Genomic DNA, 20,471 nt, shown 5'->3' on the forward strand with positions numbered 1-20,471 from the left:
TTTTGACGGCGAGTTTAGTTCATCACCACAATTTGTTAATGGTTTGAATCAAACTTTGCTTATTTTCCCACATCCACACCACGATGTTTAGACAATAATGACCAGATATGGCTTACGCGCCCGCGTTATTACTCTTACTCTAGCGCCAACGCTCATCATTGGCTTACTTCTGAGCGCGATTTTCTCTTTTAACCGCTACCATGATTTGGAAAGACAGGTTATCAACTCAGGTCTAAGCATTATTGAACCATTGGCGATCGCCAGTGAAGAAGGCTTGAAAAATAACAGCCGCGAATCTGTGCGCCGTATTATCAGCTATGCACACCGTAAGAACTCCAAGTTTGTCCGCAGTATCGCGGTGTTTGATTACAACCACGAATTGTTCGTAACCTCGAACTTTCACCCTAGCTTTGAGTCGTTGACCTTTCCGCGTAACGAACCCATTCCGCTGTTAGTCACATCGAATCTGACTGACAACACGCTTGTGCTGCGCGCCCCGATCATTAGTGAATCGGGCATTTTGTCTAGCCCACGTGGCAAGGAGAACAACCCAGCGTTGGGCTACATCTCTATCGAACTGGATCTCTCATCATTACGCCTGCAGCAATATCAAGAAATCTTCGCGTCATTCTTAGTCTTGTTAACCGGTCTTGGTCTATCGGCTTTCTTTGCCTTCCGCTTAATGCATGACGTCACTCGCCCAATTCGTCACATGAAAAACATGGTTGACCGAATTCGCCGCGGTCACCTCGATGTGCGTATCGAAGGTAAAATGCATGGTGAGCTTGATCAGCTGAAAAACGGTATCAACGCCATGGCGGTCTCGCTCTCCGAATACCATGTCGAAATGCAGCACAGTATCGACCAAGCGACTTCCGATTTGCGCGAAACCCTTGAGCAGCTTGAAATCCAGAACGTTGAGCTCGATATCGCTAAAAAGCGTGCTCAAGAAGCAGCTCGCGTGAAATCCGAGTTCTTAGCTAACATGTCACACGAATTGCGTACCCCGCTTAACGGCGTGATTGGCTTTACTCGTCAAATGCTCAAAACCAAGCTGACCAATAGCCAAGCGGATTACCTGCAGACCATCGAAAAGTCAGCCAACAACCTACTGACCATCATCAATGACATCCTCGACTTCTCGAAACTCGAAGCAGGTAAACTGGCACTGGAAAATATTCCGTTTGAATTCCAAGACACCTTGGAAGAAGTGGTTAGCCTACAAGCCACCAGCGCTCACGAGAAAGGGTTGGAAATTACGCTTAAGATTGATCCGAAAGTGCCAAAAGGCGTGGTTGGCGACCCACTGCGCATCCAGCAAGTATTGACGAATCTCGTCGGTAACTCGATTAAATTTACCGAACGCGGCAACATCGATATCAGCGTTGAACTACGCTCACAAAAAGATGATGTCATTGAGCTGCAATTTATGGTGCGCGACACGGGTATCGGTATCTCTGAGCGTCAACAAGCCCAGTTATTCCAAGCCTTTAGTCAAGCTGATGCGAGTATCTCTCGCCGCTATGGTGGTACCGGTCTCGGCTTGGTTATCACGCAAAAACTGGTCAGCCAAATGGGGGGCGAAATCAGCCTAACCAGCCGCCTACACCAAGGTTCAACGTTCTGGTTTACCCTGCGTCTGCATGTAGCTGACATGCCGATGAGCGATCTGATTGAAGCGGAAGTGCTCAACCAACGCTCACTGCTGTTAGTCGAGCCGAACATGCAAGCGGCTTCAATTACGCGCCAAATGCTAGTGCAATATGGTTTAGTGGTCACCTATCGCTCCTCAATGCCAGATGAAATCGAGAAATTTGATTATGTGCTACTCAACTTGGCACCAAATCGCTCGAACGAAGTGACGAAGGTGGAAGCGCTGGTTGAAAGAGCGCTGAAATGTGCACCACATGTGGTGGTAGGTACGCCAAGTACCATGCTGGCGCTGTCGGATCATCTAATCCAGAAATATCAGATCCACTGCATTACCAAACCACTGTCGCATAAGAAACTGTTGCAAACACTCGCAGCTAACCAAGAGAGCTTGCCAGAGATCAAGCAAGAGGTAGTGTATAGCGAAAGACTGCCACTGACCGTGATGGCGGTCGACGATAACCCAGCTAACTTGAAGCTGATCAGCGCACTATTAGAAGAGCGCGTTGAGACGGTGATTTCTTGCACCAATGGTCAGGATGCATTGCGCCAAGCTCAGCAACGCCACTTCGATATTATTCTGATGGATATTCAAATGCCGCAGATGGACGGGGTGACGGCATGTAGCAAGATCAAAAACACCTCATTCAATGCTAAAACACCGGTGATAGCGGTAACGGCACATGCGATGAGTGGTGAACGCGATCGTCTACTCAAGGCGGGGATGGATGACTACCTGACCAAGCCAATTGAAGAGCATGTATTGCAACAAGTATTGATGCACTGGAATCCGCACACCAAGGCTAATGAGCTCGAGAAACTCAACCTTCCAGCGCAAGGTGAGCCGATTGTGCAAACACATAATAACAATGCCGAACACAGCAACATGATCATTGATTGGCAGTTAGCCCTTAAGCAGGCAGCCAACAAAGAAGATCTCGCACGTGATATGCTGAAAATGCTGATTGAATACATTCCTGAAGTCAGTGACATCGTAGAACAGGCGCTTGAAGAGTCTGAATTCGATATCGAGCAACTTATCCATCACGTGCATAAACTGCATGGTAGCTGTTCCTACTCCGGTGTGCCACGATTGAAGAAAGTGTGCGCGACCATCGAGAAAGCGCTGCGTTCTGGACAAAGCATTGAAGATATCGAGCCTGAGCTGTTTGAACTGCAAGATGAGATGGAAAAAGTCAGCGCCAGTGCACAACCTTATTTAGAACAGCAAGCCTAAGCGTTAGTGGAAAAACGCAGGTATAAAAAAGAGCGCGAATATCGCGCTCTTTTGCTATCAATGGACGGTCTGTTAGGCTAGCTCTCGTATATCACTGTCGCGACCGCATACTGGCGCTCATCCGAGATTGAGAGATGAATATGATTCACCTGCATCTTAGTTGCCAACTCAAGCGCCTTATTGCTCAGCGTCAGGTAAGGCTTACCAAGCTCATCATTGGCAATGGTAAAATCATGGAAAGTCACCCCCATGGCAATGCCGGTGCCCAACGCTTTAGAGGCGGCTTCTTTAGCGGCAAATCGCTTAGCCAAAAAACGCCCTTGCTGTTTTATCTGAGCAAAGCGCGCCATCTCTGTAGCAGTAAGAATACGCTCCGCGAATGCAATACCCGTTCGAGCGAGGGCTTTTTCCACGCGCTCAATTTCTGCGATGTCAGTACCTAAGCCTACAATTGCCATCGCTTACTTACGCGCTTCTACCATTAGCGCTTTCATATCGCGCACCGCTTTTTCAAGACCATCAAACGCCGCACGACCAATGATTGAGTGACCGATATTTAGCTCGTAAAACTCAGGGATTGCCGCAATTGCTTGCACGTTGTGGTAAGTCAAGCCGTGACCTGCGTTAACCGTAATGCCAAGACCTGCTGCATAGCTTGCACCTGCTGCAATTTTTTTCAGCTCAGCTTGTTGCTCAGCTTCCGTTTCTGCATCAGCATAGTGACCTGTATGCAATTCAATGAATGGCGCGCCACACGCTTTTGCTGCATCAATCTGTGCACGGTCAGCATCGATAAACAGTGACACTTTAATGCCCGCTTCCGTCAGTTTTTCCGTCGCGGCTTTCACTTTGTCAAAGTGACCAACCACATCCAAACCGCCTTCAGTGGTGAGCTCTTCGCGCTTTTCTGGCACTAAGCACACGTACTCTGGTTGAGTCTCAAGGGCGATTGCAACCATTTCATCAGTCACTGCCATCTCTAGGTTCATACGCGTTTGTAGGGTTTCACGTAGGATGCGTACATCACGATCTTTAATGTGGCGACGGTCTTCACGTAGGTGCACTGTAATACCATCGGCACCAGCACGCTCAGCAATTTCAGCCGCATGCACAGGATCTGGGTACTTAGTTCCGCGTGCATTACGTAGCGTAGCGATGTGGTCGATGTTAACACCTAGGTAAATTGAGCTCATGTTCTAATACTCCGTGCTCGGGGAACCATTGAAATGAATAGCTCCCTGCTTTTTAAAGGTTTGCCGCCGAGGTAAGGTTTCAACGCGATACGAGTAAAGCGCTTTGCGGCTTGTAATTGTTGCTTGGTTATAAATCTACGTTCGCTTATCGCGATCAGTTCATCACCTTTGAACGTGAGGTTATCAAGCCTGACCGATGCAATAAACCCTTTCTGATCACGATACCGATAAGTCATTGTCGGATCTATCGGTTCTCCGCTGCCTGCGCAGTGCAAAAAATCGACACCGTAGCCCATTGCCGCCAAAAGGGCGAGTTCAAAGCGTCTTAGTGCTGGCTCAGGATTCTCCGCTTGAGCCAGTTCTGTGAGCGCGTGAAGGTAGTCATGAAATAACCCTGGCATGGGCACTTCCGCCATTAATACGCGCCCAATCAACTCATTGACGTACATCGCTGAGTAGAGGTTAATGCCGGTAAGAGGTAAGCCTAAACTGATTGGTTCCGCTTGGCGCAAGGTTTTCATCGAACCATTACCCGACCATTTCAAGAGCAACGGCGTAAAGGGTTGCAGTGCCCCTTTAAGGTTTGAGCGCTTACTGCGCGCACCTTTGGACATAATGGTGACGCGACCGTACTCCTCACTAAAGACATCGAGAATTAAACTCGACTCACTGTAAGGGCGACGATGCAACACAAAACAACGCTGTAAACCTTCTGAGGACATAGGTGCCTAAATTAAGTAGCAATAAATATCAGATAAACAAAAAGGAGCCTTACGGCTCCTTTCGTTTCAATTCGGAGCGAAGCACTCGTGCTTCACTCTATTATAAATCGTCGATATAGCCTAGAGAACGCAGAGCACGCTCATCGTCAGCCCAGCCCGATTTCACTTTCACCCAAGTTTCTAGGTAAACCTTGCGACCGAACAACTCTTCCATATCAAGACGAGCTTCGCGACCGATGGTTTTGATTTTCTCGCCACCTTTACCGATCACCATCTTCTTCTGACCACTACGCTCAACTAAGATCAGCGCGTTGATGTGGAAACCGTCAGTTTCTGGGTTGTAGTCGAAACGTTCGATTTCAACCGTCACCGAGTAAGGCAGTTCTTCACCAGTAAAGCGCATCAACTTTTCACGTACAATCTCCGACGCCATAAAACGCTGAGAACGGTCAGTCACATACTCTTCAGGGAAGTGATGTACCGCTTTTGGTAGGTGATCACGTACGTGCTTACGCAGTACGTCGATGTTCTTACCCTGTTTTGCTGAGATTGGCACTACGTCAACGAAGTCCATCTTCTTCGACATGTCCATCATGTGCAGCATAACGTCGTTACGGTCAGAGACCACGTCGACTTTGTTGACACACAAAACAACTGGGAAATTTGCGTTGCGCAGTTTGTTCAACACCATTTCATCGTCGTTAGTCCAGTGTGTACCATCCACTAAGAAGAACACGAGGTTGACATCACTCAGCGATGAGCTTGCCGCGCGGTTCATCAAACGGTTAATCGCACGTTTTTCCTCTATGTGTAACCCTGGGGTATCCACGTAGATCGCTTGGTAATCGCCTTCGGTATCCACGCCCATAATACGGTGACGTGTGGTTTGAGGCTTACGTGAAGTGATCGAAATCTTCTGACCCAAAATACGGTTCAGTAGCGTTGATTTACCTACGTTAGGACGACCAACAATCGCGACAAAGCCACAGTGTTGGTTTTCTGGTGAGCTTGTTACTTGCTCTGTACCCGACGCAAAGTATGCATCGATATCAAATTCGTTGTTATCTGAATCAGCCATTGGTCAATTGCTCTAATGCCGTTTCCGCAGCCGCCTGTTCTGCCTTGCGACGACTGGTACCTTTACCAATTACAGGCGATCCAATACCTGCAACTTCACACGACACAGTAAACTCTTGGTTGTGTGCCTCACCTTTAATATTAGTCACTGTGTAGACAGGCAGCGGTTTTCTGCGACCTTGCAAGAACTCTTGAAGGCGAGTTTTCGGGTCTTTCTGTGATACACCAGGCTTAATTGCATCTAGGCGAGTTTGGTACCAGCTCAGCACAATGCCACGTACCGTTTCAATGTCGCTATCTAAATAGATAGCGCCAATGATGGCTTCAACAGCATCGGCAAGAATTGAGTCACGACGGAAACCGCCACTCTTCAACTCACCTGGACCTAATTTTAAGTAATCTCCTAGAACAAATTCACGCCCCAGTTCAGCCAATGTGTTACCACGCACAAGCGTTGCACGCATACGGCTCATATCACCTTCGTTTACCTTAGGAAAACGGTGATAGAGATCATCAGCAATAACAAAACTTAAAATTGAATCGCCCAGAAACTCAAGACGTTCATTGTGTTTACCATTAGCACTGCGGTGAGTCAGTGCTAGATTGATAAGCTCAGCTTGCTTAAAGCTGTAACCAAGCTTTTTCTCTAGTATTGCGATTTGAGAATTCATACTCTCTCATTAATCAATTTAGTAATCTCAATGATCATTGCCGCTGCAATAAGATAAAAAGGCACCTAATTGCAGCGTCAAAATCAACGAAATTTAGTTAATCCCACCAATGCGGTTGAAACGCACACCTGTAGGAATCCAAGTCGGTAAAATGCTGTCGTCACTACGCTCAAATTCAAAGCTTATCCAGATACCGACGGCTTTACCGACTAAGTTAGCTTCTGGAACAAAGCCCCAGTAGCGGCTGTCGGCACTGTTGTCACGGTTATCACCCATCACAAAGTACTGACCTTTTGGTACAACCCACTCATTGACACCCGGACGAGGCTGATAAGCTTCAATACGGTCACGACGTAGTGGATTGACGAGAATTTGGTGTTCTTGCTGCCCTAGTTGTTCGCTCATCTGCATCATAGGCACGCCATTTTGTACAAATGGGCTCTCTTCAACATTAAACAGTTTGACTGGTTTACAGCTATTTTCACCCGGTTTTTGAATACAAACTTGCTTATCTTGGCTATAGCGAACGATATCACCTGGTAAGCCAACCACACGTTTGATGTAGTCAATGCTTGGCTGTGGCGGGTATTTAAATACCACAATATCACCACGCTCTGGCTTGCCCGTTTCAACCAGTTGCGTGCGCCATACCGGATCTTTTAGACCGTATGCGTACTTCTCCACCAAGATGAAGTCGCCCACTAATAGGGTCGGCATCATTGAGCCTGATGGAATTTGAAACGGCTCATAGATAAATGAGCGCAGCACCAATACCGCCGCAATTACAGGGAAGATCGAAACACTATTTTCTATCCACCAAGGTTGAGCTTTGACTTTCTCAATAGTCGCCGCATCCAACTCATTAGTTTGAGCTTCCACTTCCGCTAGCCTTAGCTGGCGTTTTTTCGCAAACACGAGCTTCTCAAGCGCCCAAACCACACCAGTCACCAAAGTTACCAGCACGAGGATAAGTGAAAAAGTATTCGCCATTGACTTCCCTTACTTTCAAAAACGCGAAAGTGAAAGAGCCGAAACCCTTTCACTTACTTTGATTATTATTCTGAGCGTGTGCTCAATTTATTAATCTTTACCAACATGAAGAATCGCTAGGAACGCTTCTTGAGGCAGCTCTACGTTACCGATCTGCTTCATACGTTTCTTACCTTCTTTCTGCTTCTTCAACAGTTTCTTCTTACGGCTCACGTCACCACCGTAACATTTCGCCAGTACGTTCTTACGTAGCTGTTTCACGGTCGAACGAGCGATGATGTGGTTACCAATCGCCGCTTGAATTGCGATATCAAACATTTGACGAGGGATAAATTCTTTCATCTTCTCAACCAATTGACGACCGCGAGTTTGCGATTGATCTTTGTGAGTGATCAATGCCAATGCATCCACTTTATCGCCATTTAGTAATACGTCTACACGTACCATGTTCGATGCTTCAAAACGTTGGAAGTTGTAATCTAGTGATGCATAACCACGAGAGGTTGACTTCAAGCGGTCGAAGAAGTCTAGTACCACTTCCGCCATTGGGATGTCATAAGTCACAGCCACTTGGTTACCATGGTAAACCATGTCTACTTGAATACCACGTTTCTCAACACATAGTGTGATTACGTTACCTAGGTAGTCAGATGGCACCAGGATATTACAGCGTGCGATTGGCTCACGGATCTCTTCAATATCGTTCACCGCTGGCAGTTTCGCTGGGCTATCTACATAGAAAATCTCGCCGTCCGTTTTTTCAACTTCGTATACTACTGTTGGAGCGGTAGTAATTAGGTCAAGATCGTATTCACGCTCTAGACGCTCTTGGATAATTTCCATGTGCAGCATGCCAAGGAAACCACAACGGAAACCAAAGCCTAGTGCCGCCGAGTTTTCTGGCTCGTAGAATAGCGATGCGTCGTTTAGGCTTAGTTTACCTAGTGCATCACGGAAGTTTTCGTAATCGTCAGATGATACTGGGAATAGACCCGCATAAACCTGAGGTTTTACTTTCTTAAAACCTGGTAATGGTGTTTCGCTGCCATTTTTCGCAAGCGTTAGCGTATCACCTACTGGTGCGCCTAGGATGTCTTTAATACCACAAACAACCCAGCCTACCTCACCTGTGCGAAGTACGTCAGTGTCGACTTGTTTTGGTGTGAAGATACCTAAACGGTCTACACCCCAAGTTTGACCCGTACTCATTACTTTGATCTTGTCGTTCTTCTTCAGTACGCCATTTTTGATACGTACTAAAGACACTACGCCTAAGTAGTTGTCGAACCATGAGTCGATAATTAGTGCTTGTAGAGGTGCATCCTCATCGCCTTCTGGCGCAGGGATCTTAGCTACGATAGTTTCTAGAACATCGTCAACACCTAGACCGGTTTTTGCACTACAACGCGTAGCATCAACAGCGTCGATGCCTACAATGTCTTCAATCTCTTCTGCTACACGCTCAGGATCAGCCGCAGGAAGGTCAATCTTGTTTAGGATTGGCACAACCTCAAGATCCATTTCAATTGCGGTGTAACAGTTAGCCAGTGTTTGCGCTTCAACGCCCTGACCTGCGTCAACCACCAATAGTGCACCTTCACACGCTGCCAGTGAACGAGAAACTTCGTAAGCGAAGTCTACGTGTCCTGGAGTGTCGATGAAGTTAAGCTGGTAAATTTCACCATCTTTCGCTGTGTAGTTAAGAGTCACACTCTGAGATTTAATGGTGATACCACGCTCACGTTCAAGATCCATTGAGTCAAGAACTTGCTCTGCCATTTCGCGATCGGTTAGACCACCACAAACTTGGATCAGACGGTCAGATAGGGTCGACTTACCATGGTCGATGTGGGCGATAATCGAAAAGTTACGAATGTGCTTCATGATTTGGGGTGACTAAACTCTGTAAAATAGGACATAAGAAAGCCGTCGTTTGACGGCATTTCAATCAAGTTGGCAGATTCTATCCAATTTTGATCCCCAAGTCACTTGGGTATTTCATTGGATAGGTTCTCCCAATACTCTTAATAATATGACTTGTTGCGACGATTGTCGCTCTATGCGCGCTGCCAAGCGTTTCGCGAGGGCAATTCCCCCAGCGACAAACACGGCTGAAAGTAATATCACCGCACCTTCACCAAAGCCTAACAAAGGGGCAATAACCACATGTGCAAGCGCTGCACCTAGGATCAATGCAAACAAAGGCGTGAGGTACACGATCGCTGCTGATTGCAGTAAACTTTTTTCCGCCATGCCAATCTCAACCACTTGACCAACTCTCAGTACTTGCTGGGTAAACAAATGCCAACGTAGCACTTTATTTCCCACGGCTTTCGATACAATACCGGTTCCACAACTCTTTTGTGATGAGCAGCTCGAGCAGCTGGTCTGCTGCTCACAACTCAGCTCTACATCATACCCTGATGATTTTTGGGTCACTGCCGAAACAGTTGCCAATGCGGTCATCATAAGCTTACTTCTCTTGTGGCGAAGTGATCTTCACAGATTGTGCGATGCGCTTTGCCGTTGCCGGTGGAATATCGCCTACCACTGAAATCTCTGCATTACCACGCACAAACGTGTGCAGTGTGCGTCGACCTTGACGGACGATCTGACCTTTCAATGAATGATCATCACGCTGAGAAACATAGATAGAGAAACTAAACAGACCATCGCTGTACATTTGGCTTTCAACCATACGATCGGTCACCGCCATGCGATAACGGTTGAGATCTTTGGCTTCAAAACCATTAGGAATCCAACCCACTGTCCAGAACGAGTCTTTCACTTGACCTTTCGGCAGCGAAATCACTTGTGGCAACTTCACATCGTTTAAGCCACTCATCATCTCAGCAAGATGGTCATTAACGTTATAAGAGATGGTTCGGTACTGCTCGAGCACTTCGCCATCACGGTCGATAAGATCGGCGCGCAGTGGCAGTTTGGTCTTCTCATCCACCCACATGATGTAGCTGTAACGCAAACCATCTTTAGGCACCACGCGAATCACCTGACAAGCCGCGCCCGCTTCACGCGCACGCCCTACCTGAATAAAGTCGTAGTACGCACTGAGCTCGTCAACATCAGAGTCCAGCATCGGAATGGTTGGCGCCACCATTTCACCAGACTCAATGGTAAACGGTTCCACACCTGGCTCGATGTAACTCACCTCATTACCGCGACGAATCACCTCACGGATAGGACCACTAAGATAGACAAGGTGAGCGAACTGTTCCTCGGCATTGCGCGCATGGCGATAAAGCAGAGGTTCGATACTGTTTTTCTTAATCAGGATATAAGAGAGTTCAAAATTAAGTTGCTGACTGGCTTCGTTCATTTGATGCAACAAAGCCTCTGCAGGTTTTTCATCTGCAAAGGCCATTGGAGATGTCAAACTGAACAGTGTCAGCGCACTGATCAGGATTTTTTTCATTCAACTACCGTATCTGGGTCGACACTATGATCTACAGAATCACCACTATGAAGTCTTAATTGTAGCTCATAGTCTTGCAACATCGCATTAATGCGGCGACGTTGTTCTTGAACATTAAGATCGCTTTTCGCTGCTGGCTCAACGCTTTCACGCGTAAGACTAACAGGCTCAGCACTACCAGCAAAAGGTATCGTTTGTAATACAGGCAATTGGTCTGCTTCAGCATTTGGATTCTCACCATATTGCTGAACACCTAATATCACCGCTAACGAGACACAAGCCGCAATACCGACCTGGCCAAATTGAGTTAACCACGTTGGCAAGTAACGTTTCGCTACTTGAGGGGTTGGTTGAGACTCAATACGAGCGTCATTGATATCAGTAACATTATCCGTTCTAAACGGCGTATGAGCAGGCTCATTTTCTAGCGCTAAAGCAACGCTTTCAGCAATATTCCACTCAGGTTTTGCAGGAGCTTCACCACGAAGTACATCACCAATAAGATGGTAATTCTTCCAAGCTTCTAAACCTTGTTGGTCATTTTCTAGCTCCGCAATGAAAGCCTTATCGACCAACTCTCCATCCATGAGTGCTGAAAGTTTCTCTTTGTCAGCCATTATCTTCACCATTAAAGTTGCTACTAGCGTTGCAGAAGGGGTTGGATTTTTTTCTCCACCGCTTCTCGTGCACGGAAAATACGCGAACGTACCGTTCCTACTGGGCAATCCATCACTGCGGCGATCTCTTCATAACTCAAGCCATCCAGCTCGCGTAGAGTCATCGCAGTCTTTAAATCATCGGGTAGTGCTTCTATCGCACTGAAAACTACCTGTTTCAATTCCTTGGACAACGTTAAGTTCTCAGGGTTCGATATTTCTTTTAGTGCACTGCCATTTTCGTAATATTCAGCTTCTTCAGAATCCACATCTTGCGCAGGCGGTCTGCGGCTTTGCGCCACGATGTGGTTCTTTGCAGTATTAACAGCGATACGATACAACCAAGTATAAAATGCGCTCTCGCCACGAAAACTAGGTATTGCTCGATAAGCTTTAATAAATGCTTCTTGCGCTACGTCAGGCACATCTCCTGGGTTACTGACATAACGAGAAATAAGATTGCAGACTTTGTTTTGATACCTCAAAACTAATAAATTGAATGCTTGCTTATCTCCACTCTGAACTCGCTCAATTAATACTTGATCGGTCAGTTGCTCGTTCATTCGAGCGGGTACTCCTATCGTTTTCAACCCATGCTCAACAAAGGCATGAGTATTAATTATGCAAAATGTAGTATTGACACCACTGCTTACTTGAGCACTATTGTGACCAAGGGGAAAATTGAAAGTTCAAAGAAAATTCATTTTTTCTTCAGGAAGTGATAAGTCAACGCCGTCTTTAGCTAGATTGTGAGGACGATGTGAGCGAAAAGCAATGACAATAAAACACAATTACGGTGTATGGAGTGTTATTATTGTTTCCGATTTGACTTCGGTAGAGTGAGGCCACTCTACGATAACTCAGGATTTTAAAACTTTTATGAACGCAAACCGTGAACATCAGTGTGATGTGTTAGTGATAGGTAGTGGTGCTGCCGGTCTATCGTTAGCGTTGCGTGTTGCCGAGCACGGCAAAGTCATTGTGTTAAGTAAAGGACCACGCAGTGAAGGTGCAACCTACTACGCTCAAGGCGGTATCGCAGCCGTTTTTGACGAATCAGACAGTATCGATTCTCATGTTGAAGATACATTAATCGCCGGTGGCGGGATCTGTGAAGAAGAGACAGTTAAATTCATCGCAGAGAACGCTAAAGAGTGTGTGCAATGGCTGATCGATGGTGGTGTACCCTTTGACCGTGTTGAAAATGACAGTGATGAGAAACCTCGCTACCACCTAACTCGTGAAGGTGGTCATAGCCATCGCCGCATCTTACATGCTGCGGATGCAACGGGCATGGCGATGCAAACATCACTGCAAGATAATGTTCATAACCACCCAAACATTACTGTGCTTGAACGCCATAATGCGCTTGATCTGATCACTGAAGACAAAATCGGTGGTGATAATAAAAAAGTCGTCGGCGCTTACATCTGGAACCGTAACCAAGAACACGTAGAAACCGTGCGCAGTAAATTTGTCGTGCTGGCGACTGGCGGTGCTTCTAAAGTGTATCAATACACTTCGAACCCTGATGTTTCTTCAGGTGATGGTATTGCCATGGCTTGGCGTGCAGGTTGTCGTGTGGCGAACCTTGAGTTTAACCAATTCCACCCAACATGCTTATTCCACCCTGAAGCACGCAACTTCCTATTAACGGAAGCACTGCGTGGTGAAGGAGCATTCCTGCGTCGTCCTGATGGCTCTCGCTTTATGCCTGATTTCGATGAGCGCGCTGAACTTGCGCCACGTGATGTGGTTGCGCGTGCGATCGACTTCGAAATGAAACGCCTGGGTGCTGACTGCATGTATTTAGACATCAGCCACAAGCCAGCAGAATTTATCGAGAAGCACTTCCCGACCATCTACACTCGTTTGATGGATCTGGGTATTGATATGACCAAAGAACCGATTCCTATCGTACCAGCGGCTCACTACACTTGCGGTGGGGTTATGGTTGATAAGTCAGGTAGCACTGATTTGCAAAACCTCTATGCCATTGGTGAGGTGAGCTACACTGGTCTGCACGGTGCAAACCGCATGGCATCAAACTCGCTACTTGAGTGTGTGGTTTACGCGGCTTCGGCGGCAAGTGATATTATCAACAAATATCAAGCGGTTGATATGCCACCAGCATTACCTTGTTGGGATGAAAGCCAAGTAAGCAACAGCGATGAAGAAGTTATCATCCAGCATAACTGGCATGAACTGCGTCTGTTTATGTGGGACTACATGGGTATCGTGCGTACCAATAAGCGTCTTGAACGCGCTTTGCGCCGCATCCAAATGCTGCAGCAAGAAACTCACGAGTACTACAGTAACTTCCGTGTATCTAACAACCTATTAGAACTACGTAACCTACTGCAAGTCGCTGAGTTGATGGTTCGTTGCGCGATGGAACGTAAAGAGAGCCGTGGTCTACACTACACGCTCGATTATCCAGAGCTCGCGGAAAACAGCGGTCCAACCATCTTAGTACCGGAAAAGCTTAAGTCATAAATAGACTGAGCCAATATCGCTAAAAAGGAGCCTATGGCTCCTTTTTTAATAGCAGTAGCAAACGCCAATAACCGTCGGGGTCGACACTGTCGCGCCATAACAGAAACCACTGGCGATCCAAACGAATCAAGAGCAGTAGATCGGAAAAGATCAACACCCTATTTTTTAAGTATCGAGTGTGACCATTCACCACCACCCTCCCTGTCGGATAAAAGGTTAGCTCGCCAACTAACGATGGCGCTAACAGTCCCACCCGATAGCCGGAGTGCAACAACCACACAATAAGGATGCCGCTAACAACAAGAGGCAGTGAACTGACGGCAATAAAACAACAGGTCAATACCAACAAACTGGCATTGACCTGTGGAGAAGAATTACTAGGATGGCTCGAAAGCTTAACGAACTTTGCTGAGGTTGTGAGCAACAATCTTATCGACCATAGACGCGTGGCTTAGGTTCTCACTGCGACCATGACCCATTACCCAAGAGAACAAATCCGGATCATCACTCTCAAGTAATGATACAAAATCTCGTTGCTCTGTCTCTGTTAGTGCATCAAAGCACTCTTCAAAAAACGGCATAATGACGACATCCAGTTCTAACATGCCACGTCGACATGCCCATTTAATGCGCGCTTTTTCTTCTGCGGTGTACATTATCATTCCTCACCCGACATATTGCTTTGTTCCGAGTGTAACAAGCAAGTCCATTGAGCTCTACTAGTTCAATCACACAACTGTCACACTTTGTGTGGGATCGCACACCTTGTGATATGCGCTATCCGTACCCATTTAATTAATGCTGCACTTGCGCAGGTAAAGCCAAGTTTCTTGAGGTTAATTGGCGATACAAGTAACATTCGATTATCTGTTTTTTGGCAACACTACCAAGGAAAACACTATGGATTGGCTTAACGACTTTGCTCCTCTATCGCACCAAGCCAGCGATACTCTTCCAGAACTTATGCTAACCCATCTAGATTCATGGGGCGTTGTGACACTGATCGGTAATGACGCGAAATCCTACCTGCAAGGTCAGGTAACGTGTGACGTAGTACAGCTTGATAAAGAGCACTCTACTTTTGGTGCGCATTGCGACGCAAAAGGTAAAGTCTGGTCTATTTTCCGCGTGTTCCATCATCAAGGCGGCTATGCCTTATTTGAACCCAAATCAGCCATTGAAAAGCAGTTAGCCGAAATTAAAAAGTACGCCATCTTCTCTAAAGTCGAGATTGAGAAAAGCGATGCGATTCTACTTGGTGTCATGGGTAATCAAAGTACGCAATTTATCGATGGCTTGAGTGATGAGCAAGGTGATGTACGCACCATTAATGGTGGTACGGCCGTTCGCATCGATCAACAACGTTGGTTACTGGTTGTTGCGCCTGACGCAGCAACTGAGTTAGTTGAACATTCAGCAGCAGTGAAAGTCGCGGAATCTTTGTGGCGCCGCTTCGATATTGAAGCTGCACTGCCGATTGTTGAGCAAGAAGAGCAAGCAGAACACATTCCTCAAGCGTTAAACCTACACGCTTTGCACGGTATTAGCTTTAAAAAAGGCTGCTACACCGGTCAAGAAACCGTTGCCCGAGCCAAATATCGTGGCATCAACAAACGTAGCATGTTCATTGTCAAAGGTCATACCGCCAACGAGTTAGGCGAGCAAACTGAACTTGAACGAGCGGTGGGTGATAACTGGCGTGGCGCAGGTAAGCTATTGGCTCACTATCGTTTCAATGATGGCGAAACCATTGGTTTGGTGATCTTACCCAACAACCTTGAGCCAGAGACTCAACTACGTTTGACCAGCCAACCTGAATCGGTGTGGACAATGCAACCTCTGCCTTACGAACTTGATGTCGAATAACCCCTTTGGTACCAAACTGACTCGCTACCTTGCACAGCAGCAGGTTGAATTTCGCCTGCTGATGCATAGCAGACCAGCAGTCAGTATTGAAGATGCCGCCACTCAGCGCGGCATTCGCCCAGCGCAAATGGTCAAAGCAATCTTGCTCCGAGATATGGGGGACTTGTATGCCTTGGCATGTGTACCAGGCGATCAATCCGTCGATCCGAAAAAGGTGCGCGCCCTGCTTGAGTGTCGACGCATGACCTGTGTCGATCTAAGCCAAGTTGAAACCATTACTGGCTATCAAATTGGCACCGTGACGCCTTTGTTACTTAAACAACCAATGCCCATCATTTTTGACCCAAGTTTATTAGACGAAACCGAAGTCACGATTAGCAGTGGCAGTAATCTGGCCGGAATCGCCCTCCAGTGCCAAGATCTTGTTAAGCTTTGCGAACCAACCTTTGCAAAAATATGCCGATAAGCTTCACGTTTTGTTGTTAATTTGAACAGAAAACAGCACGAAAATTGAGATAAAAATCCCAACAACCATTATCTGTGCCACAAATTTTTATTCACCATCAAAGCATATATAGTCACCGGCTATTTTTTATACTATTCTGACAACACTGTTAACACATTGATAACGCAGTGAGACAAGCCCCCCAATTTTCTGGCCCTCATTGCCCGGTTATCGCGTTGACAGTAACAAAGCGAGTCTCTGATGTAAGTCGGAACATTCGCTTTTGTGTAATGCATCTGTGACTATTCGCCCGCCTGAAGCGGGCTTTTTTTTGTCCAGAAATTTACCTTTCGTTAACAAAACAACACTTTGTTGTACTATTCTTATTCCTGTCATCTAAAAGTGGTCTACTGCCACTTCCCCAACGTACAAACAACTAGAGTTCCTGTTGCAGAACAATTATGAGGAAAAAGTCACGCTAATTTGGAGATACGTCGGTAGATTTGCTTACAGCAACACAAATCTCCAATTTGTTACAAATAACTGCACATTACCCCATTACTATCACACTTTTTAAAACGGGGAATTCGTATAATCTCAGTGCTTGCTAAACATGAAGGACACATTTATGAGACTGTTTAAGCGCTATACACCTAGTATGATTGCTAAACACGTAAGTCGGCTATTTAAAGGAAGAATCTATATCTACGGCGTAGGAAAGTTTGAGTTTGATAACGGTAAACTTATCCTGCCAGAGAGAGCAGAGCGAAGGCATTATCAAGCGGTTAAAGAAGTGAATCAGGAAATTATGAAGTTGCGCTGCGCATACGCTTAACCTGATAAAGAATTTAGAAAAATGGGTTGGCAATGCCAACCCATTTTTTATTTTAAGATTGTGTCGATGAGAGCGAATACTTGGCTAAATCAGGCAGATCGCCTTTTAACCCTAATGCACGCTTCATGATTTCATCTTTCGCACCAGGCAATTGACCGGCAAGCTTCATCCCAATACCACGAATCAGCTTCTTGGCTGGGTTATCGCCTTCAAACAGATCTTTAAAACCTTGCATTGCGGTGATCATTTTTGCCGCTTCAGCTTTACGCCAACGCTCATAGCCACGTAAATTACGCTTAGTACCAATATCTTGTCCTGCTTGCCACAACATCATCAGTTCTTGAGCAAGACTGGCTGCATCGAGTAGACCCAAGTTAACACCTTGCCCCGCAAGTGGGTGAATCGTGTGTGCCGCATCGCCAACAAGCGCCACTCGCTCAGTGACAAAATCACGGGCATAGCGCATTTTCAGCGGGAAAGCGAAACGCTCCCCAATCACTTCACACATACCAAGGCGAGCACCAAATTCAGCCGTCAGCGCTTTATTAAACTCAAGTTTATCCATCGCGACCAAACGTTCAGCACGGCTTGGCTCGGTTGACCACACAATAGAGCTCATTTGGCTGCCACTCATTGGCAAAAAGGCAAGCGGTCCTTGTGGGGTAAAAATTTGACGCGCAACTTTGTCATGTGGCTCTTGGGTCCAAACATTGGCAACCAAAGCGCTGTGACCATAATCCCAATGCGTCAATGGAATATCTTGCTGACGACGAACCCAAGAATTGGCACCATCCGCCCCCACCACCAATTTCGCTGTGAGTGATTGCCCATTATCTAAGGTTAACCAAGCTTCGCTTTCGCCAATTGCCATGGTTTGGCATTGCGCTGGCATAAACAAGGTAACATTACTTTGCTTTTGTACCTGCTCTAGCAATGCCAATTGAATCACGCGGTTTTCGACAATATGACCAAGGTCAGGTTGAGCCATTTTCTTTGCATCAAACTCAATGCGTGCAAAGCTGTCTTGCTCCCACACTTCCATCGCCATGTAGGGTGCCGCGCGACGGTCTACAATGCCTTGCCAAGCGCCGAGGTTGCGTAAAATGGTTTCACTAGAACGGCTTAAAGCAGACACGCGCACATCTGGCAACTCTTGCAGCTCGCCATCCGGAGCACGGCTTTCAATAATCGCGATTCGCAACTCAGAATCTTTTAACGCCGCCGCGAGTGCCAAACCCACCATTCCACCGCCAACAATGGCAATATCTACGCTTTGCATCATGTATTTGAATCCTTCTTAGCGCTAACGCGCGACTAAACCTAATGTTCTTTGCAGTAATGGAGCTTTGAGCGGAGGAAGATTATCCATCAACGCTAAACCTAAATTGCGACCGATTCGCAGCGAGAGATAATCATTGGAAAACAGATGTACCAAGGATGATGTCAGGGTTATGGTTCCAACTCGATCGCTTTCTCGGCGTTGCTTAAACGCACTCAATACTGAATAGGCACCGACATCCTCTAAAGACGCCACCATCTGTTCAGCTAGGCTCGCCACATCACGAATACCTAAATTAAAGCCCTGACCCGCAATAGGATGCAAGGTTTGCGCAGCATTGCCGACAATCGCAAATCGATGCGAAGTATTCTGCTCACGGTAACGCAGTAATAACGGATAGCTGGCGCGAGTGCCAACTTGAGTTAAACGCCCTAAACGCCAACCAAAATCGTGTTGCAGCTGTTCGAGAAACGCCTCATCGTTCATTTGCAGCACTTGTTGGGCAGCATCAGGACGAAGACACCATACCAAAGACATTCGATTATCACTCATGGGCAGCAATGCCACCGGTCCTTGCGATGTAAAACGCTCAAAGGCACGCCCTTGATGAGCTTGTTCGGTGCAGATATTGGCAATGACGGCAACTTGGTCAAAGTCATGTTCATTTAGAGTGATACCCAGTTCCTCACAGCAAGAAGAGATCGCACCGTCAGCAGCCACTAACAATTTGCACTGTAACTGCTGACCACTTTTCAGACTGACCAGATTATAGTTTTGCGTTCGCTCAACCGTTTCAACCGCCTCGGGACTGAGTAATTCAATCTGATCACGCTGAGCGATTTTCTGCTGATAAATACGACCAACATCTGCCAACTCCACCACATAACCCAATGCGGATACATTGAGGTCCTGATGGTCTATCTCCGTCATACCAGCATGAGAGCGATCAGAGACATGTATGTGTTTGATTGCTGTCGCGACCGGCGCAATATCTTGCCACAGCTCCAACTGCTGCAAAATCTGTACAGTGCCAAATGAAAGAGCAATAGAGCGAGAATCAAACCCCGGGTGAGCTTGGTGATCAACCGGAAACGGCTCAACAACTGCAACGCTGAGCTTCCCTTTTGATAATGTATCCAATGCTAAAGCAAGCGTCATGCCTGCCATCGCACCACCAGCAATTACCACATCAAACTGCTTCATTTTACAAACTCACTTAGTGAATGGTTGGCGCTGGCTCTTGAGGAGCTGGCTTTTGTCCAAACTCCGCGTGAATGGTCAACACACACACTTTAATATGTTCAATCACTTGCTCAAGCAACACTGCCTGCTCTTGCATATCATCTTCTTCATCGATACCGAGTTTAGCAATCTCTTCAAGATCGCTCAGAGCCTCTTTCGCTTGAGTCGACGCTTTCTTTAAGTCCGCAGCGACTAAACCCAGACCTGAAATAAAATGATTTACCCAGTCAGCAACGCCATCCGCCAAGTCAAACAGGGTGGCACTTGCCTCTTCATCCGGCAAAAGTAACCCCAACTCCATCTCGGTGCCGGTGATCTCTTTGGTCGTCACATCTAAAGTCTGCTGTGCAAGCTTCAATACTTTATCCGGCCATCCCATACCTTCACTGGTGTAGTCAAAAATCAGCGGTTGCCAGCTTTTATCACTTAAACTCAAACCGCCACTTAACATGCCTGTCAGTAGACCATGCAATTCTGATGGATTAACGGCTAAGCCCGCAGATTGCAATTCAGTTGCGAAGGTTAAGTAATCTGGAAGGGTGATGTTACTCATGGATAAACCTAATTTTGCAAAATAATACTTAATCCTACCACTTAGATGGATTAGCGAAAATGTACAAGCAGCGAATAATGAGCGCCTTTTACACAATTTGCCCAATTACTGTGTGATCGCCCTTTG

Annotated in this window: 20 protein-coding genes; 5 read left to right on the plus strand and 15 right to left on the minus strand. The window is 46.6% G+C overall.

The genetic code is table 11. From position 1 onward, the window contains the following. Positions 1–97: 97 nt before the first annotated feature. Complete coding sequence (gene barA / locus GZN30_RS10535) at positions 98–2,887, plus strand: two-component sensor histidine kinase BarA (protein WP_075649695.1); 2,790 nt, start codon at positions 98–100, stop codon at positions 2,885–2,887. 77 nt (positions 2,888–2,964) lie between these two features. Here barA and acpS read toward each other — a convergent pair whose 3' ends face one another. The 11 genes from acpS to rpoE form a co-directional block, all read right to left on the minus strand. Beyond that, positions 2,965–3,345, minus strand: a complete 381-nt coding sequence (gene acpS / locus GZN30_RS10540) for a holo-ACP synthase (RefSeq protein WP_075649694.1) — start codon at positions 3,343–3,345, stop codon at positions 2,965–2,967. A gap of 3 nt (positions 3,346–3,348) precedes the next feature. Further along, positions 3,349–4,080, minus strand: coding sequence for a pyridoxine 5'-phosphate synthase (gene pdxJ / locus GZN30_RS10545; protein WP_075649693.1), 732 nt, complete (start codon positions 4,078–4,080; stop codon positions 3,349–3,351). Continuing rightward, positions 4,077–4,802 carry a DNA repair protein RecO gene (gene recO, locus GZN30_RS10550; protein WP_075649692.1) on the minus strand — a complete coding sequence of 242 codons (726 nt, stop codon included), beginning with the start codon at positions 4,800–4,802 and terminating at the stop codon, positions 4,077–4,079. The genes pdxJ and recO overlap by 4 nt, the downstream gene beginning before the upstream one ends. A gap of 100 nt (positions 4,803–4,902) precedes the next feature. Beyond that, on the minus strand, positions 4,903–5,880 hold the full coding sequence (era, locus tag GZN30_RS10555; protein WP_075649691.1) for a GTPase Era: 978 nt from the start codon (positions 5,878–5,880) through the stop codon (positions 4,903–4,905). Further along, the gene (rnc, locus tag GZN30_RS10560; RefSeq protein WP_075649690.1) at positions 5,873–6,550 is read right to left on the minus strand and encodes a ribonuclease III; all 678 of its coding nucleotides are present in this window, start codon (positions 6,548–6,550) and stop codon (positions 5,873–5,875) included. Before rnc ends, era begins: the two co-directional genes overlap by 8 nt. 93 nt (positions 6,551–6,643) lie before the next feature. Beyond that, the gene (gene lepB / locus GZN30_RS10565) at positions 6,644–7,540 is read right to left on the minus strand and encodes a signal peptidase I (protein WP_075649689.1); all 897 of its coding nucleotides are present in this window, start codon (positions 7,538–7,540) and stop codon (positions 6,644–6,646) included. Between the two features lie 90 nt (positions 7,541–7,630). Next, positions 7,631–9,424 (minus strand): translation elongation factor 4, encoded by a 1,794-nt coding sequence (gene lepA / locus GZN30_RS10570; RefSeq protein WP_075649688.1) that lies wholly within the window; start codon positions 9,422–9,424, stop codon positions 7,631–7,633. A 114-nt stretch (positions 9,425–9,538) separates the two neighbouring features. Continuing rightward, complete coding sequence (locus tag GZN30_RS10575) at positions 9,539–10,009, minus strand: SoxR reducing system RseC family protein (protein ID WP_075649687.1); 471 nt, start codon at positions 10,007–10,009, stop codon at positions 9,539–9,541. A 4-nt stretch (positions 10,010–10,013) separates the two neighbouring features. Further along, positions 10,014–10,973: a sigma-E factor regulatory protein RseB gene (rseB, locus tag GZN30_RS10580; RefSeq protein WP_075649686.1), complete on the minus strand. Its 960-nt coding sequence runs from the start codon at positions 10,971–10,973 to the stop codon at positions 10,014–10,016. Beyond that, a complete protein-coding gene (locus tag GZN30_RS10585) occupies positions 10,970–11,590 on the minus strand; it encodes a sigma-E factor negative regulatory protein (RefSeq protein ID WP_075649685.1) in 621 nt (206 codons plus the stop codon). The genes rseB and GZN30_RS10585 overlap by 4 nt, the downstream gene beginning before the upstream one ends. A gap of 23 nt (positions 11,591–11,613) precedes the next feature. After that, positions 11,614–12,192 carry an RNA polymerase sigma factor RpoE gene (rpoE, locus tag GZN30_RS10590; protein ID WP_075649684.1) on the minus strand — a complete coding sequence of 193 codons (579 nt, stop codon included), beginning with the start codon at positions 12,190–12,192 and terminating at the stop codon, positions 11,614–11,616. Positions 12,193–12,508: 316 nt separating this feature from the next. On the opposite strand from rpoE, the gene nadB reads away from it, so the two are divergent. Further along, positions 12,509–14,125, plus strand: coding sequence for an L-aspartate oxidase (gene nadB / locus GZN30_RS10595; RefSeq protein ID WP_075649683.1), 1,617 nt, complete (start codon positions 12,509–12,511; stop codon positions 14,123–14,125). 395 nt (positions 14,126–14,520) lie between these two features. On the opposite strand, the gene GZN30_RS10600 is transcribed toward nadB, so the two are convergent. Beyond that, positions 14,521–14,781, minus strand: coding sequence for an FAD assembly factor SdhE (locus GZN30_RS10600; RefSeq protein ID WP_075649682.1), 261 nt, complete (start codon positions 14,779–14,781; stop codon positions 14,521–14,523). A 244-nt stretch (positions 14,782–15,025) separates the two neighbouring features. On the opposite strand from GZN30_RS10600, the gene ygfZ reads away from it, so the two are divergent. From ygfZ to GZN30_RS10615, 3 genes are all read left to right on the plus strand, one after another. Further along, the gene (ygfZ, locus tag GZN30_RS10605; RefSeq protein WP_075649681.1) at positions 15,026–15,991 is read left to right on the plus strand and encodes a tRNA-modifying protein YgfZ; all 966 of its coding nucleotides are present in this window, start codon (positions 15,026–15,028) and stop codon (positions 15,989–15,991) included. Next, positions 15,981–16,457 (plus strand): aminoacyl-tRNA deacylase, encoded by a 477-nt coding sequence (locus GZN30_RS10610; RefSeq protein WP_075649680.1) that lies wholly within the window; start codon positions 15,981–15,983, stop codon positions 16,455–16,457. The genes ygfZ and GZN30_RS10610 overlap by 11 nt, the downstream gene beginning before the upstream one ends. 607 nt (positions 16,458–17,064) lie before the next feature. Continuing rightward, complete coding sequence (locus GZN30_RS10615; RefSeq protein ID WP_075649679.1) at positions 17,065–17,271, plus strand: DUF1107 domain-containing protein; 207 nt, start codon at positions 17,065–17,067, stop codon at positions 17,269–17,271. A 52-nt stretch (positions 17,272–17,323) separates the two neighbouring features. On the opposite strand, the gene GZN30_RS10620 is transcribed toward GZN30_RS10615, so the two are convergent. Genes GZN30_RS10620 through GZN30_RS10630 form a run of 3 tightly spaced genes read right to left on the minus strand, consistent with a single transcriptional unit; the run spans position 17,324 to position 20,345 of the window. Continuing rightward, positions 17,324–18,553, minus strand: a complete 1,230-nt coding sequence (locus GZN30_RS10620) for an FAD-dependent 2-octaprenylphenol hydroxylase (protein ID WP_075649678.1) — start codon at positions 18,551–18,553, stop codon at positions 17,324–17,326. Positions 18,554–18,574: 21 nt separating this feature from the next. Further along, positions 18,575–19,753: a 2-octaprenyl-6-methoxyphenyl hydroxylase gene (gene ubiH / locus GZN30_RS10625; RefSeq protein WP_075649677.1), complete on the minus strand. Its 1,179-nt coding sequence runs from the start codon at positions 19,751–19,753 to the stop codon at positions 18,575–18,577. 13 nt (positions 19,754–19,766) lie between these two features. Beyond that, on the minus strand, positions 19,767–20,345 hold the full coding sequence (locus tag GZN30_RS10630; RefSeq protein ID WP_075649676.1) for a YecA/YgfB family protein: 579 nt from the start codon (positions 20,343–20,345) through the stop codon (positions 19,767–19,769). Between the last annotated feature and the right edge of the window lie 126 nt (positions 20,346–20,471).

Source organism: Vibrio ponticus (genome assembly GCF_009938225.1).
GTDB lineage: Bacteria > Pseudomonadota > Gammaproteobacteria > Enterobacterales > Vibrionaceae > Vibrio > Vibrio ponticus.